This window comes from Rothia sp. ZJ932 (assembly GCF_016924835.1).
Classification (GTDB): domain Bacteria; phylum Actinomycetota; class Actinomycetes; order Actinomycetales; family Micrococcaceae; genus Rothia.
The window spans coordinates 238,348-253,002 of record NZ_CP070480.1 but is presented as its reverse complement, the minus strand read 5'-3'; the positions used below and the strand labels follow the sequence as shown (position 1 = coordinate 253,002).

14 protein-coding genes, 1 tRNA gene and 1 pseudogene are annotated in these 14,655 nt (G+C 52.9%); 5 read left to right on the top strand and 11 right to left on the bottom strand.

From position 1 onward, the window contains the following. Positions 1-5 precede the first annotated feature (5 nt). The 5 genes from JR346_RS01185 to JR346_RS01165 form a co-directional block, all read right to left on the bottom strand. Positions 6-617, bottom strand: a complete 612-nt coding sequence (locus JR346_RS01185; RefSeq protein ID WP_205482606.1) for a hypothetical protein — start codon at positions 615-617, stop codon at positions 6-8. Next, positions 614-1,807 carry a peptidoglycan DD-metalloendopeptidase family protein gene (locus JR346_RS01180; protein WP_205482605.1) on the bottom strand — a complete coding sequence of 398 codons (1,194 nt, stop codon included), beginning with the start codon at positions 1,805-1,807 and terminating at the stop codon, positions 614-616. Before JR346_RS01180 ends, JR346_RS01185 begins: the two co-directional genes overlap by 4 nt. A 402-nt stretch (positions 1,808-2,209) precedes the next feature. Further along, a complete protein-coding gene (locus JR346_RS01175; protein ID WP_205482604.1) occupies positions 2,210-3,079 on the bottom strand; it encodes an RNA polymerase sigma factor in 870 nt (289 codons plus the stop codon). Positions 3,080-3,121: 42 nt separating this feature from the next. Further along, on the bottom strand, positions 3,122-3,439 hold the full coding sequence (locus tag JR346_RS01170; RefSeq protein ID WP_205482603.1) for a hypothetical protein: 318 nt from the start codon (positions 3,437-3,439) through the stop codon (positions 3,122-3,124). 6 nt (positions 3,440-3,445) lie between these two features. Further along, a complete protein-coding gene (locus JR346_RS01165) occupies positions 3,446-4,627 on the bottom strand; it encodes a hypothetical protein (protein ID WP_205482602.1) in 1,182 nt (393 codons plus the stop codon). A 188-nt stretch (positions 4,628-4,815) separates the two neighbouring features. On the opposite strand from JR346_RS01165, the gene JR346_RS01160 reads away from it, so the two are divergent. After that, positions 4,816-5,505, top strand: a complete 690-nt coding sequence (locus JR346_RS01160) for a hypothetical protein (RefSeq protein WP_205482601.1) — start codon at positions 4,816-4,818, stop codon at positions 5,503-5,505. Between the two features lie 25 nt (positions 5,506-5,530). On the opposite strand, the gene JR346_RS01155 is transcribed toward JR346_RS01160, so the two are convergent. Next, entirely contained in the window at positions 5,531-5,770 is a 240-nt protein-coding gene (locus tag JR346_RS01155; protein WP_205482600.1) for a helix-turn-helix transcriptional regulator, read from the bottom strand. 113 nt (positions 5,771-5,883) lie between these two features. On the opposite strand from JR346_RS01155, the pseudogene JR346_RS10560 reads away from it, so the two are divergent. Beyond that, positions 5,884-6,099, top strand: a pseudogene (locus JR346_RS10560) (helix-turn-helix domain-containing protein); the annotation flags it as partial. A gap of 88 nt (positions 6,100-6,187) precedes the next feature. Here the strand turns inward: JR346_RS10560 and JR346_RS01145 are convergent. Beyond that, positions 6,188-6,260 (bottom strand) — tRNA-Lys (locus tag JR346_RS01145). A 401-nt stretch (positions 6,261-6,661) separates the two neighbouring features. On the opposite strand from JR346_RS01145, the gene JR346_RS01140 reads away from it, so the two are divergent. The 3 genes from JR346_RS01140 (at position 6,662) to JR346_RS01130 (ending at position 9,435) form a co-directional block, all read left to right on the top strand. Further along, a complete protein-coding gene (locus JR346_RS01140) occupies positions 6,662-7,378 on the top strand; it encodes a hypothetical protein (RefSeq protein WP_205482599.1) in 717 nt (238 codons plus the stop codon). 428 nt (positions 7,379-7,806) lie between these two features. Then, complete coding sequence (locus JR346_RS01135; protein WP_204877576.1) at positions 7,807-8,424, top strand: DUF47 domain-containing protein; 618 nt, start codon at positions 7,807-7,809, stop codon at positions 8,422-8,424. Next, positions 8,425-9,435 (top strand): inorganic phosphate transporter, encoded by a 1,011-nt coding sequence (locus JR346_RS01130; RefSeq protein ID WP_204877577.1) that lies wholly within the window; start codon positions 8,425-8,427, stop codon positions 9,433-9,435. A gap of 896 nt (positions 9,436-10,331) precedes the next feature. Here JR346_RS01130 and pstB read toward each other — a convergent pair. The 4 genes from pstB to pstS form a co-directional block, all read right to left on the bottom strand. Continuing rightward, positions 10,332-11,111 carry a phosphate ABC transporter ATP-binding protein PstB gene (gene pstB, locus JR346_RS01125; RefSeq protein ID WP_204877578.1) on the bottom strand — a complete coding sequence of 260 codons (780 nt, stop codon included), beginning with the start codon at positions 11,109-11,111 and terminating at the stop codon, positions 10,332-10,334. 45 nt (positions 11,112-11,156) lie between these two features. Beyond that, complete coding sequence (gene pstA / locus JR346_RS01120; protein ID WP_205482598.1) at positions 11,157-12,257, bottom strand: phosphate ABC transporter permease PstA; 1,101 nt, start codon at positions 12,255-12,257, stop codon at positions 11,157-11,159. Between the two features lie 3 nt (positions 12,258-12,260). Further along, positions 12,261-13,235, bottom strand: a complete 975-nt coding sequence (gene pstC, locus JR346_RS01115) for a phosphate ABC transporter permease subunit PstC (protein ID WP_205482597.1) — start codon at positions 13,233-13,235, stop codon at positions 12,261-12,263. 121 nt (positions 13,236-13,356) lie between these two features. Then, positions 13,357-14,466, bottom strand: a complete 1,110-nt coding sequence (pstS, locus tag JR346_RS01110) for a phosphate ABC transporter substrate-binding protein PstS (RefSeq protein ID WP_205482596.1) — start codon at positions 14,464-14,466, stop codon at positions 13,357-13,359. Positions 14,467-14,655: the final 189 nt, after the last annotated feature.

Genomic DNA, 14,655 nt, shown 5'->3' with positions numbered 1-14,655 from the left:
CAAAACTATCTTTCTTCAAAACCGTGCATCTGCTGCCCGGTCACTTCGTACTTACCTTCAGCGTTTTTCTCTACATAGACCGTGGAGATAAGACGCACTGAGCTACCCACAGACCCATCTCGTCCTTGCCACGTGAAATCCACAAGGAAAACTCGTGTAACGCGATCGCCTTCAGATGAGTTCAAATCTGTAGGAGCAAGTTCAGCATGAACGCTGGTGTAGCTCTGATGCTGATAAGCGGTATTGAACATGCTTTGATACGCATTACGTTCGGGCTCTACGAGATTCTGTACCCATTGTTCATTCATCAGGTCTTTAGCACGCAGCGTGGCAGCTGTAGTGGTACGGTCGTGCACAGAATCCCAGCAGTAAGAAATCAAGGTGAAAGCCCGAGCGACCTCTGTAGGATCAGTCCTGTCTACGCCTTCTGTACTGAAGCAGGTTCCATCTGCTATCTCTGAGGCAGCATGAGATGATGGCGCCCCCTGATAGGTGATTGCTGAGACGATAGGCTCAGGGGTTTGGCTGGGTTCTTCTTCCGGTTTATCCGGTGAGCTACAGCCAACCACGGCGAAAGTAGTTGCTGCTATCAGTGTGAGCATTGGTGCTATTTTCATGACTCTACCCATGCGCCTTTCTCTTTGAGTATCGGTTCAGGGTTCAAGTTGTGACCGTTGTATGGCCAAGCTGGAACCGGTGATTCGGGGTTGTAAATTTCAAAATGAAGATGCGTATCATAAGCCCATTGGGTACCGCCGCCGCGTCCACCTTCGATGCCGATAATGTCTCCACGGTTGAGTTCTTGTCCTTCTGAGACACTCCAAGAATCAAGGTGGCAGAAGTTGAATTGGAAGCCCGGAGCACCATTTTGTTTGGTAGTCACGCAACCATCGTTGGGCAAAAAACCAACAACTTTCATGTCGGTGGGGGCGATAATAACTGTTCCTGGGCTACGACCGGCACCTGGTGATGCAAGGTCAATTCCTACGTGGTTATTGCGCCAGTCCCCTGGAGGGAAGATTTCACGTAAACCATAACCGGAGGTAAAAATGCAGCCGGGGCAAGGGTTCGTCCACTCCCCATCACCTAAGTCACCGTCCCATGCGCCAGCGCTACCTGCGTTAGAGCAGCCGCTTGACATTTCAATTTGAGCGCCGGAAGTAATGACCTCGATGTAGTGAGTAGTCTCTGGGTATGGAGGGATGCCCCCGTATTCCAAGACCGCGCCGGGGCCGGCATTGTAGGCTGCTAAGGTCAGGTGCAGATGTAGGGTCTTATCCCCCTTAGCCAAAGGTTCTATCTGCTGGGCTAAGTCCTTCATGTACCGTCCGTAAGCGGCTAGGGCGTCTTTAATATCGTAGATGTCCCCGCCGTTGCCGTATGCAGCCCATGTTGAGTCGATGAATTGGGCAGGGCCTTTAGCGCCAGCTGGTGAGCCAGCAAAGCGGTCAAACCCAGATTCTTGTTTGATCTGTTTAGCAACAATGGTTTCAGGTAAACCGGAGTAGGCAGCTGCGTCCTTGATGGGTTGTTTGTATTCTTCAGGGACGTTGATAAGTTCCTCGGCTTGTGCTGAGGATTCAGTGTTTTCTTCTTCGGGTTCTGGTTCTGTCTTTTCCGCTAAGTCCTCAGGGGTGTCTTCTGATGCCTGACTGCTAGGGGTTGAGGTGCTAGTACTTGGTTTGCAGGTGGAAGCTGAGGCTTGTTGTGCGTTGTTTCCACCGCCAAGAAGAATGATGAGGACGAAGAAGGTGGAGAAGACAAATAGCACCAAAGCCAGCAATAGCCCAATGATTTTTTTCATCATTGGTCTACCAGTTTGTGGTGAATTTCGTGGATGAGGATAGAAACAGCTTTGATGCGAGAGCCGGTGAATCCTTGGAGTGTGTTGATGCGTGTAGTGCAGCAGCTACAGAGGGTCAAGGTGGTGTCAGCGGCTAGGCAGATAGTTTCTGGCTCGGGTGGTAATTTTCCCACGCATAGGGAGCATAGTTTTTCTGTCATAGGTTAGTGAGTCCTGTGAGGGTACTTTTTTCAGGTGTCACTATCTATGTACTGGTAAGCGCTGATTTTGTGGAAATATTTTAGAACAATGGTGTTCTGTTGTGTTTTATATTGTTTTGTTATGTTTTATGGTGTTTTGTTTAGAACTGTTTTGTTCAATACTGTTCCACATGATGGGCTCAGCCGAAGCCCACGATCGGATGACTCATGAAAGCTGACCGCGTTCAATAATTGCCAAAGCCGCAGCAAAAAGCATGGTTGTCTCACGAACGCACCTGCGTGTGTAAGGCAGTGACCATCCTTGAGCATCAGCAAGTGCTTGAAGGTCAAGGTTCTCTACATGCCCAGCTTCTAGCACGGCTAAGGTCACTTCATGACTAAAATGGGGCGCGCTGTTTACAGGTGCTTGAGGTAGACAAGAGACGACTTCGTGCATGTAGATGGGCTGATACTGCTGGGGGTTGCGCATGCTCTGCTCGAGACGATGGAAGTGCATATCTAGCGCCTTAGCAATCGTCTGGGCATACATCAGCACGCGCTGCTGGGTTTTGTAGAGCGCGCTCTTGCTGAGGCCCAGCTCTGATGCGATGGTTGCTACGTTATGGGTTTCGGTGGTGAGAAGGAGGTTGACTGTGTGATGCACCGGTACTGGCGACCCGAGTGCCTGGGTGAGCAAGGCGATGATGTGAGAGAGTTCGGCGTAGGTGATAAGAGCCTGTTCATAGGCGAAGGCTTCTGTTTCAAGCGTGTTGTGCCCGGCTAGTTCTGTAGTTTCAGGCAGGGTAGCGGTGCGTGCTGCTTGACGGCGGGCGGCGGTGATGTGATCGAGAGCTTGGTGGTAGGCGATGGTTTTGATCCATGTTTTGAAGGTGCCTTTGCTTGGATTGTAGCTATGCAGGTTCTCATGGGCACGAAGGAAAGTGTCTTGGTGGACGTCTTCGGTCTCTGAGTGTTTGTTGTGGCGGTAGAGGATGGAGGCGATGATGCCTTTGGTTTCTTGCCAGCTGGTGAGCATGTCTTCGTCCCATTGAGCGTGAGCTGGGGTCTTGATGGTGGGCTTGGTGATGGTTTGCATGGTTTTCTTTCGTGACTATGCGTGTGAGAGCCTTGGTGGGGGTTAGTGTCGAGGCTGTCGGTGTTTCCAGAGGGCGTTGGATGAATCTACGGTCGGGTCAGGGATTCCTGCGAGGGCGTACCACAGCTGAGGGTGGGTTATTTGCCGGGCGGTGTGCATGAGAATGGTTTCGCGGTTATTGCTCATGAGGATGTAGCGGATAGTGCGTGCTTCTAGCACCGATGCAGCAGTGCCGTAGCTCAAAGGGGGCATCTGACGCAGGTGTTCGAAGCTTTTGATTTTGCTTTCGATGTTCGGGTCTTTGCTTGCAAGGTTGAGGGCTTCTTCGATGGTGCGTGGGGGTTGGTGTTTTTCGGTCATGGCTTCTTAGGCTGCTTTCTGCTCTCGGCGGGCGCGGATTTGGTCGCGGAAGGCTTTACCAGCTTCAGGATCTGCTGGGATCTCAGGGCTGACGATAGTCAGGGCACCGGTGGATTCTTTGAGGCACAGGGGGCAGGTGCCGGTGTACTCACGGGTGTGCATCTGGCAGAAGGCAACGGGAGCTGAGGGCAGCGGTGCAGGGGCGTAGGCTGGCTGGGTTTCTTGGGCAGTGTAGCGTTCGATGGTAGCCAGGGCGGTGAGCGCTTCGATACCGCCAGGCTCGTTGGCGATAGCACGGATGCAAAAGCCGACAGGATTCTGAACCTGCTTGCCTCGGCGCTCTTCACGGCTAACCAGCAGGCGCATGATGGCATCGAGAGTTGCGGTGTCCACGGCATCCAGCAGGCCGGGGGTGGTGCGGTTGATTGCGGTTCGCAGCTGGAGCTGGGCGACTTCTGCGGGCATGGTGCCGATGGGCTGGCTCGGGTAAGTCTTCAAAGCTTGGTTCGCTTCAGTCAGTCCGTCAGTCATTTTTTCTCGCGCGCCTGTACTTGAGGTGACTGATTGACTGATTGATTGATTATCAGTCAAAAGATTTCCTTTTAACGCGCGCGTCGCGCGCGCGGTTCCTATTAAGGCGCTTTTTTGCTCTACCGGCAGAATCGCGTTTTCTACCGGCACTGTAGTGCCGGTAAGGTTAGGCTTACCGGCATTTTCTGCCGGTAGGGGCTGACTAGGCAAAACGTTTTTTGGGGCGAAGTTATCCACAGGCTCTTTTGCTTTACCGGCATTTTCTGCCGGTAGGGGCTGACTAGGGCAAATACCCCATTCACCGAAGGTCTCGTTTTCGGCGCGGGAGCGTCGGAGGTACTCGATTTCTTCGGGTGATTCGATGTAGTCAGGCAGGGTGTACCTGTTGTTTGAGGGGTGCAAGATGATGAGGTCGGCAGAGCGTCCTATCCCAAATTCGCTGCGTTGGCGTTCGGTGTGTAGCAGGTCTAGGTCGCGCAGGCTTTTGATAGCTTCGCGGATTGCTCGTTCTTTGTAGCCGGTGGTGGCGACGAGTATTTCTTGTCCTTGGGAGTAGATTCCGCGGCCGTTGCATCGGTTGGCTAGTTGTAGGAGTACTTTGTATTCTGCGCCTTTGATGTCTTGTTTCATGGCCCAGGAGATGTGTTCAAGTGTCATATTGGTTCACGTCCTGCTAGTGAGCTCAGGAGACTGAGTTGATGTTCTGCATTGCTGTTTGATAGCCAGAGCGCGAACAAAAACACGAAAAATTATTGATGTTTATAACCTGCAATTGACTTTTATGCTTTCTTTTCTTGTCAGCAGCTATAAACTGACAAAGAACTAGTTATTTGTTAGGAGTAAAGATGAAGAAACCCATATTGCGTGTCCCAACTCGCGTGGATTACATGCACGGTGCTCACCTGTATGCAAGAGATCATCAGATGAAAATTATTCAAGTTAAAAACGTTTATCAATATGCACACAGAGGCGAGAAGGCTTTTGTCAAACAAAAAGGAAAGCTACTGAGACAAGATGCTTGGTTTCATGGGATGTGGCCGCCCCAAGGAAGCGTGTTCATGGTTTCTTCCGAGGTAGATTATGGACCACATCATAAGCGTCCAACTCTGTACGTTTATTCGCATCAAATTCACGATGAGTTTTCACCGGCTTTATATCAGCAGTACCTTAGATGGAGACGAGGGCTTTCTGCGGTGTTCTACTTGTCGCTGCTTTTGTATTTCATTGAGTGGTTCATCTATGGCATGGTTCTAGGCATAGGTGCCCTCTATGGAGGCATCAAGCAAGTTTTGGCGAAAGAAATCCAAAAAAGGAACGCCTTACAACAGGCGGTTCCTCCCAATGATTCCCCTACTGCGACCAGAAATTCTATTGAAGATAATGAGGACGATGGTTCTTGGCGCAGAACCGAGACCTTAGGGCATACATGTGATGCCTCAGCGGGAGAGATAACGATTCGCTCTTTAACGGAAGCCGATTTCAGGGAGCTGCTGAGAAGAGAATCTTTTGAGGATAAAGCCCCTGAAGACAGATAGTTTATTTTTGTGCTATAGCCATGAATCATGCTGCCACCGCTTCGTTTACGCGGACCAGTTCAGATAAGGATACGCCGGTAGCGGTTGCTATCTGGGTTAGTTCGTCGGTGGTGAAGGGTTTTTTGCCGCTGAGCCGGTGGCGCAGAGTCTCGCGGGTGATGGTCATTTGTTCTGCGAGGGCTGCTTGGGTTAGCTCTGCTTCGAACATGGCTCGGCGGACGTTGCGGGCGATGGTTTCTCGTGTAACTTCTTCTCGAATGTCCATAAACTACATGGTATGTCCTTAAGAGACATTGAGCAAGAAATTTACTGCACTTTTAACTCCTTTTTTGTCTTTCTAGGTGTAAAATCTTCCTAGAAGAACAAAGGAGAAAGCTTATGCCCAAGTCAACGACTTCCCCCGTGTCAGAGTTCGAGCTTGCCATTCGCGATGAAATCAAAGCGTGGATGGGAAGACGAAGCCTAACAGGTAAAGACCTAGCCACAATTCTCTCCATTTCCCCATCGAACGCTTCTAAGAAGCTTCGTGGCATCAATGCCTTTTCCATCAATGATCTCGGCACCATCGCCGCGGCATTGGGAATCACCCTAGCTGACCTACTTGGGAGCCTAGTTCACATCCCGCTTCTCAGCCCAGACGCAGAAAACCCCGCCCCGGCATCGCCGGAACGGGGTGACAATGTGCGCCCTGTGGGGCTCGAACCCACGACCCACGGATTAAAAGTCCGATGCTCTACCAACTGAGCTAAAGGCGCATCCACTGACAAAGTCAGCGAACACAACTATACACTCTTGAAAACTACTTTTCAAACGAGGCTCCGGGCGTACGATGCTGGGGGCATGATCTGACTGGCACCCGGCTGTTCATCGCTGTGTGCTCTAATGAATCGCTGAGGTTCTGCCCCCCTTATCTTGATCAGACAAAAGCAAGAGGTCTGGTCGCCCTACCAGGAACCTTCGTGGGCTTCATCAGGGTGGCGCGTCCCCCGTCTTTGCCACCCAACTGCAAATAGCGGTGCTCGCCGGGCAAACCCTAGGTGGAGCCATAGCCGCGCTTATCTTCACCGCAATCGTGAATAGCCCCCCCATTACCCACCGATAGCCCAGAGTGAACCCTGCACCACCTCTAAGGCAATAGTATTAAACTAGAAATCCTATGAGCGCCCACCCCAGACACCACAAACCCATCGTCTTTGGCCCCGAAAAGTTCGCCAACCAACTAGGCGGAGCCGATCCCGCCCTCATCTCTGCTGCTGCCTACGAATCAGCCCACGCTATTCTAGGACGCGCGCGTACCCACTCCGATCCCACTGTCATCACCCGTCTCGTGGAGTTCACCGATCACTACGGGCTAGAAACCATTGCAGAGATGTGGTCGCAGGCCGCCGCAGTCTCTACACCCGGTGTGCTCTGGCGCATGTACGCGCTGCGGCACACCATCCGCAAAAATCCAAGTTTGATTAGCCATTATTACACCCTGGGTATGGAATCAGACCAAGTCTCGCGAGTGGTCTCCGGCGTTGCTGATCCACCCACCGACCGCGAAATCGTCAGCACCGTAGACACTATTCTCACCGGCGCGTATACCGGCGAATTCGATGTTGCCTTAGAACGGTTCGCGGCTTTCTGTAAGGTCGTAGCTTTGGGTCAGGACGCGGTCGCCCACCACCTGCATTTTGGGGAGACTATCAATAGCTCCCCTGAAGCACCCCAGCCAGCTAACAACCCGCCGACGCTAGAACCTTCCCTTGAAGTACGCAAAGAAGTAGATCGTAAAGCACGCAACCTACGCGCAGGAGCCAACAGGCTCACCACCGTCGCCGCAGAATTAGAAGCAGCCGCAGCAAAATGGCGCCTAGGAACTCTAGACTAACCTGCCGCATAATTTGACACCCACACCCAAAACTAGAAAACTGGTTATCAGGTGTCGGGCTGTTAATAGGTAGCCCCGGGCTCCATTTTTTAGCCGCTACGAGCGGCCTTCCGCCGAGAGGCGCTCCCAGTCCGATGCCCCTAAACTTTCATATGTATCATGCCCCGCTTCTTATCGCAGAAGCGGGGCATCATGCATCCGCAACCGTCAATTTCTGGTCACAGATGAAGAGGTTCGGTGGGTTCTGCGGTAGCATGCCGGTGTGACCACACTCTGCTCACTGCACCCCTACCGCCCCATTTAACTACACAGGGCAGACGCCCCATCACGCGCGTCCTCCCCCTACCCGCTACAGCAACTTATTAACCTTCATACGTTATCGTTGAAGGCGTTTCGTATTAACCTGTTCTTTGCAAAGGGCTTTCACCATGCTTCAGCGCATCTTTCCGCACCAGAATGCAGCCCTCGTATCACTTGCTGACCTCGCCAAAAAAGTCGCAGACGCAGCAGCTTTACTCTCTGAAATGCTGGGTTCAACCCCCGATCAGTACTCCGAACTCTTTGACCGGATGCTCGACCACGAAACCCAAACCACCAACAAGTTCTTCGAAACAATGACGACAACCCGCAGCTCCTTCGCAACGCCGATCCCCCGCGAAGACATGTACTCACTAGCGTTACACCTCAACCGCGCAGTCGAGCACCTCACCAGCGCAGCGCACATTCTCAACCTGCACAAAATTGACAGGTTCACCCCGCACGCAACAACCCTGCTCGACATTATTCAACGCGAATCGGTGCTCACCGCCGCCATCATTCCCCGCATGGGTGAGCTCCACGGTCTCGATGAATACTGGATCGACATGCTACGCATCACCAAACAAGCAGCGCGAACCGCAGAGGTCTACGACGCCGAAATCATCGACTCCTACAAACACGACCGCTACCAAAAAACCTCCAAATTCATCAGGCAGCTGGTGGCAACCTCAAACTCAATGCGTGATGTTTCCACCGACATCGGGCGCATCATCGTGCAGGAGTCGTAAGTGACCCTCACCCTGCTCACCTCAGGCGTGCTACTACTTGCCGTCCACCTCATCATCACCGGTTTTCACGACGCACCCAACGCCGTAGCAGTCGCCGTGCGCTCACGTGCCCTCACCACCATGCGGGCTGTCTCCGTGAGTGCCTTCTTCAACCTCGTAGGAGTACTCCTCGCCGGCTTTGTACTTGCCAACTACAGCCAAGGGTGGATCAACGTCCCCTCCACCTCAGCCGGTCTAGCAATGCTCATCGCTACCCTCATCAGCGTTATCCTCTGGGGATTGCTCACCTGGTTCTTGCGTATGCCCTCATCATCAACCCACGCTATTATCGGGGGTCTCTTCGGCGCGTCTTGGGCAGCCAGCGCAGTCAATTTACACCACCAGGACGTCTTCCACCAGAGCTTCTGGACGCTCGTCTTTCTGCCCCTGCTGCTAGCACCCGCCCTCGTATTCGTCGCCTCCTGGGCACTCGTATTTCCCGGTTACGCTATCGCGCGGCGCTCCTACCCCCGCGCCGTCAATTCCCTATCGAGGTATGCCCTCTCACTCTCCAACTCAGCAATTTCGCTAGGACACGGCATTCAAACCGGACAAAAAGCAACCATTCTTCTGTTGCTCATGTTCACCGCAGCTAACTATGAACTAACCCCCTCAGTACTGGCACTGAGCTTCATCATCACCGGCATCGTTCTCGCCTTCGGCACCGTGCTCGGGGGCTGGCGCATCGGACGCACTATCTCAACCCGAATGGTCCGCATAGACCCCTTTCGCGGAGCCATCGCACAGTTAACTACAGCAAGCGTCATGCTCTTTGGCGGGCTAGCGCTCAACGCACCCGTCTCTTCCTCCCACGTTGCCGCATCCTCAGTAGTCGGTGCCGGAGTCAACCAACGCTTCAACGCCCTACGCCTACCTATCATCAGTCATGTACTCATCACCTGGGCAGCCACCATACCAGCAACCTTCTGCCTCTCAGCTATCATCATGCTGGCGCTCTCACCCTTGGTCTAAACACCAGCATTAGGACGCGCGATCCCCCCCGGCTAGCAGGTCAAGTCCACACCGCATACAGGAAAAAGCTCCACCCAAAGGTGGAGGCTCATGCAAGAAGTTCGCTCATTCACGATTTTCAGAAGCAAGCGAGAAAACAAAAATCGGGAAGTAGAGAGGATTATTCATAAGGGGCGACCTCCAACGGACGCGCACCCACCAACAGCCCTCTTGCCGGAGCCGCCGCTTCGCGATGCAGCGAGGCAATTCACGCCAGGCAAGGGGATAAAATCCGCGAAGATTCCGAGCCAGACGAGCTTGCGAGGCTAGAAGCCAGTTAGCGCTTGACGAGCGGCCGTCTTCAGCTGCTTGCCTCGACCCTTATGAATAAGTCTCGCAAGAACAACAGTACAAATAAAAAATTCAATAATTTCATTGAAAACACTAAATCCATAAGCATGATACAAGTAACAGATGAATCTTAGTTTTATTCTGAACCTTTTACTTTACTCCCTTAGATAACGTGGTCGATTTCCACCTGTTTTCTACCCCTACCAACCTGTGAGGTTGCCATGTTCTTCAAAAAAATATCATCTCTTTTACCACTTTATTAGCTTTCTCGCTGGGGTGCAGTACTGCTAATCTCCCGTGTTGCGGCAGCTAATTTCAATGTTATTCTCCCTCTGCTCCAAAAATGGAAGGCTTATTCATAGGGGGTTAGGACACACCCCCCTATGAATAAGCCTCTAGAACAGAAAATTTATTTCCTCGCTCACTCGGAATTTTCTAGTTCAGCCCACACGCAGGGGCTCCCGCTACGAGTTGGCTACGCTCACGCGCTTCTCTCGTTGCCGCTTCGCCATGCTCCGAGCCTAAACACAAATTTTTATTTCCTCGCTCACTCGGAAAATTTGTGTTTAGCCAAATCTTCCCGAGACGTAATCCTCAGTAGCCTTCTCACGCGGATTATTGAAAATCTCCTGCGTCGGCGCATACTCAATCAACTTACCCGGCTTACCCGTACCCTCGATATTGAAGAACGCAGTCTTATCAGATACACGAGCCGCCTGCTGCATATTGTGAGTCACAATCACCACAGTAAACTCCTCCTTCAGCTCATTAATCAAATCCTCAACAGCCAAAGTAGAAATCGGGTCAAGCGCCGAACACGGCTCGTCCATAAGAATAACTTCAGGCTTCACCGCAATCGTACGCGCAATGCATAAACGCTGCTGCTGACCACCTGAAAGACCAGCACCCGGCTTATCCAGGCGGTCTTTCACCTCATTCCACAGGTTAGCGCCACGCAACGATTTCTCCACTAAACCATCCGCATCAGTACGCGAAATCTTCTTATTATTCAGCTTCACGCCCGCCAGCACGTTCTCACGAATCGACATGCTCGGGAAAGGGTTAGGACGCTGAAACACCATACCAATGTGGGTACGCACAGCTACCGGGTCAACTCCCTTGCCGTACAGGTTCTCGCCATCCAGCAAAACCTTACCCTCAACGCGAGCACCGGGCAGAACCTCGTGCATACGGTTCAAAGTACGCAAGAAAGTTGACTTGCCACAGCCAGAAGGACCAATGAACGCTGTCACAGAACGCGGCTCAATCACCATGTTGATGTCCTCTACCGCCAAGAAGTCGCTGTAGTAAACATTCAAATCTTCAATATCGATGCGCTTAGACACTGTAGTTTTCCTTTTTCTCTAAAATCCTGAAATTGTAGGTGATCTTTAGCGGCCGGTCTTGGGTGCGAACATTTTAGCAACAAGACGCGCAATCAGGTTCAGCAACATCACGATCACAATCAGCACCAGAGCCGCCGCCCAGGCGCGGGTCTCTGAGATTGCTGCCGAACTCGGTGAGGTCGGAGTCATGATCTGGTAGTAGATGTAGGTGGGCAGGGTCGCCATCCAGCCGCCGAATGCGTTCCAGTTGATGGAGGTCGCGAAACCTGCGGTCACCAGAATCGGAGCGGTTTCACCAATCACGCGGGCAATCGCCAAAGTAACACCCGATGCGATACCCGAGATCGCGGTAGGAATAACGACCTTGGTGATGGTGCGCCATTTGCGGACGCCCAAAGCGTAGGACGCTTCGCGTAGCTCGTTGGGAACAATGCGCAGCATTTCTTCTGCGTTACGAACAACGGTGGGAATCATGAGCACTGACAGCGCTAGAGCGGCAACGAAGCCCATGCGCATTGAGGGGTCGTTGAATGCCCAGGTGAAGAAGGATGCCGCGAACAGACCCGCAATGATGGAGGGAATACCGGTCATCACGTCTACGAAGAAGGTGATAGAGCGCGCCAAAATACCGCCGGTGGCGTATTCCACTAGGTAGATGGCGGTCATCAGACCAACGGGCACCGAGATGAGGGTAGCGAGCAGGGTGGTTTCGAGGGTACCGATGATTGCGTGGTAGATACCGCCGAGAATCGGAGCTTCACCGGTTGCTGCCCTGTTATCGTGTACACCGGTCACGCCATTCATAGAGGTGGTGAGCAGGTTGGATGAAAGACCGGGTACGCCTTTGGCGATAACCACGTACAGTACTGAAATCAGGGGGATTAGTGCCAGCAAGAAAGCACCGTAGACTAAGATGCGGGCGAACGCGTCCTTACCCTTGCGAGCGCCTTCGATAGCGCCGATTGCAAACGGACTTGCAGTCACGAAAATCAGGAAGGTGAACAGTGCCCACAGCCCCAGGTTGAATCCGTTGAGGGCTGAGAGTGCAGCACCCAAGATCAGGGCTGACAAGCCGATAACCGGTACCAGCCACTTAGGTGCCTGGCATGAGGTGAGGCGTGAGGAACTGGTAGCTACTAGGCTCATGGTTTATTCGTTTCCTGTGTTGTAGCGGCTCACGATGAAGCGTGCTAGTACGTTGACCAGCAGGGTGATAATGAAGAGCACCAGGCCGGCTGCGATAAGTTCTGACATGCGCAGACCGTATGCTTCGGGGAAGTTCAGGGCGATTTCTGAGGCGACCGTCTGGTTACCTGATTGAATCAGAGACGCTTTGAAGGGACCACCTGCCAGTACTAGGGTGACTGCCATGGTTTCGCCCAGTGCGCGACCGAGTGCGAGCATGACGGATGAAATGATGCCGGCGCGTGCGAAGGGGAACACGGTCATGCGGATCATTTCCCAGCGGGTTGCGCCTAAGCCGAGGGCTGCTTCTTCTTGAAGTTTGGGGGTCTGCAAGAAGATTTCGCGGCACATTGCGGTGATAATCGGTAGAATCATGATGCCCAAAACAACGCTCGCGGTGAGGATAGTTTTACCGGTCTGTGAGGCGGGGCCTTCAAAGATTGGAATGAAGCCGAAGTATTTTGCGAGCCAGTTGTAGAAGGGAACAACTGCCGGTGCTAGGACGGATGCGCCCCAAGCGCCGAAGATAACTGAGGGGATCGCTGCCAGAAGGTCGATAATGTAGCCGATGGTCTTAGCGAACTTGGGCGGTGCGTAGTGCGAGGTAAACAGCGCTACGCCCACGCCGATGGGGGTTGCAAGAATCAGCGCGATAGTTGCTGCGATGAGGGTACCGGTGACCAGGGGCCAGATGTAGTTGGCGAAGCCCTTACCGCCGGTGAGATCGGCGGGGTCGGCAGCGAACGTATCTGATGCCATAGCGACCAAGAAGATAGCTACCGCTGCTAGAACAACGAGGATCAGGACGCCTGCTGCCAGTGAGATGCCAGAGAAAATTTTGTCTGCTGCTGGGTTCCCGTGACCACTCAAGTTGGAGAGGCTACCCGTTTTAGTGCGGGTTGTTCCTGGTCCAGTCGGCTGTTCTGAGGTTATAGACATGTTTGGACTGCCGCCTCTAGTGTTTGTGACCGATAATCAAAAGGTTTATTTTCGTGCATAATGAGACCGCCTACCTGGTGAAAGTGTAGAGCGACCGCATGACGGTGCTGCAGGTGTGTTGTTACTTGACGGTGATTGCGTCGTATACCTTGTTGGCGTCTTCAGTCAGTGCGCTGGTGAGGGGCGCTGATGACGCTGCTTCTGCTGCGTCCTGCTGACCCTGCTTGCTGACAACGTACTTGCCGAATTCCTTGACCAGGTCAACTTTTTCCTGCGAATCGTAGCTGGAGCAGACGATGTGGTAGGAAACGAGAACTACAGGGTATGCGTCTGAGGTTGCGGGGGTGCGGTCAAGATCGATTGACATGTCGTTGGGGTGCAGACCTGAGATGCGCTCTGAGTTTTCTACAGTCTTTGCTGCAGTTTCAGCTGAGATCTCTGCGTATGAGCCGTCTTCGGTCTTGATGTTTGCCTTGCCCAGATCGCCGATTGCTGATGCGTCAGCGTAGGTGATTGCACCTTCGGTTGAGGTGGTGGTTGCTACTACGCCGCTGGTGCCCTTGTTAGCTTCTGCTGCGTAGTTACCGGGCCAGTTGCCGTCAGCTTCTTTGTCCCAGGCGCCGTTTGATGCTGCTGCGAGGTAGTCGGTGAAGTTCTCGGTGGTGCCTGAGTCATCTGAACGGTGAACAACGGTAATTTTGAGGTCGGGAAGTTCGGTGCCTTGGTTCTGAGCTGCGATTGCGCCGTCGTTCCAGTTGGTGATTTCGTCCTTGAAGATCTTGGCGATGGTTTCGCTGTCAAGGTTCAGTGAGTCAATACCGGGGAGGTTGAAGGCGATTGCGATTGGGGAGATGTAGACGGGTATGTCAATTGCGCCGTCGGGGCCGCAGACCTCTTTGGAGCTGTTGTACTCTTCTTCATTGAGGTGAGCGTCTGAGCCAGCGAAATCAGCTGCACCAGCGATGAGTGCCTTGCGACCTGCACCTGAACCATCGGGCGAGTACTGCATGTTTGCGCTTGAAGCTACTGAGGAGAAACCTGACTGCCATGCGGTGATTGCTGCCTGCTGTGATGAGGCACCGATGCCTGAAAGGGTGCCTGATACAGATGAGGTACCTGCATTAGAGTTATCAGTTGCGGCGCCGGTTGCGTTGTCGCTACCGCAAGCGGTGAGCGCCAGTGCGCCTACTGCTGCAAATGCGCCCCAGCGCGCTATTCCCAAAGCTTTCACGAAATCTTTTCCTTAGCTGTAAAACTGCGTGTCTCGATAACGAGTCGAGCGAGGATCACGGTGTTTTTTGTATCACCATCGGAAATAAACTCTAGGAGCGCCAGGTGACCTGATGGGTTTTAACGGGTAAACAAGAAGTTAACTTAAGAGTAAGAGGTCTTCATCTCTGCGGGAGTATGGGGGGGACGC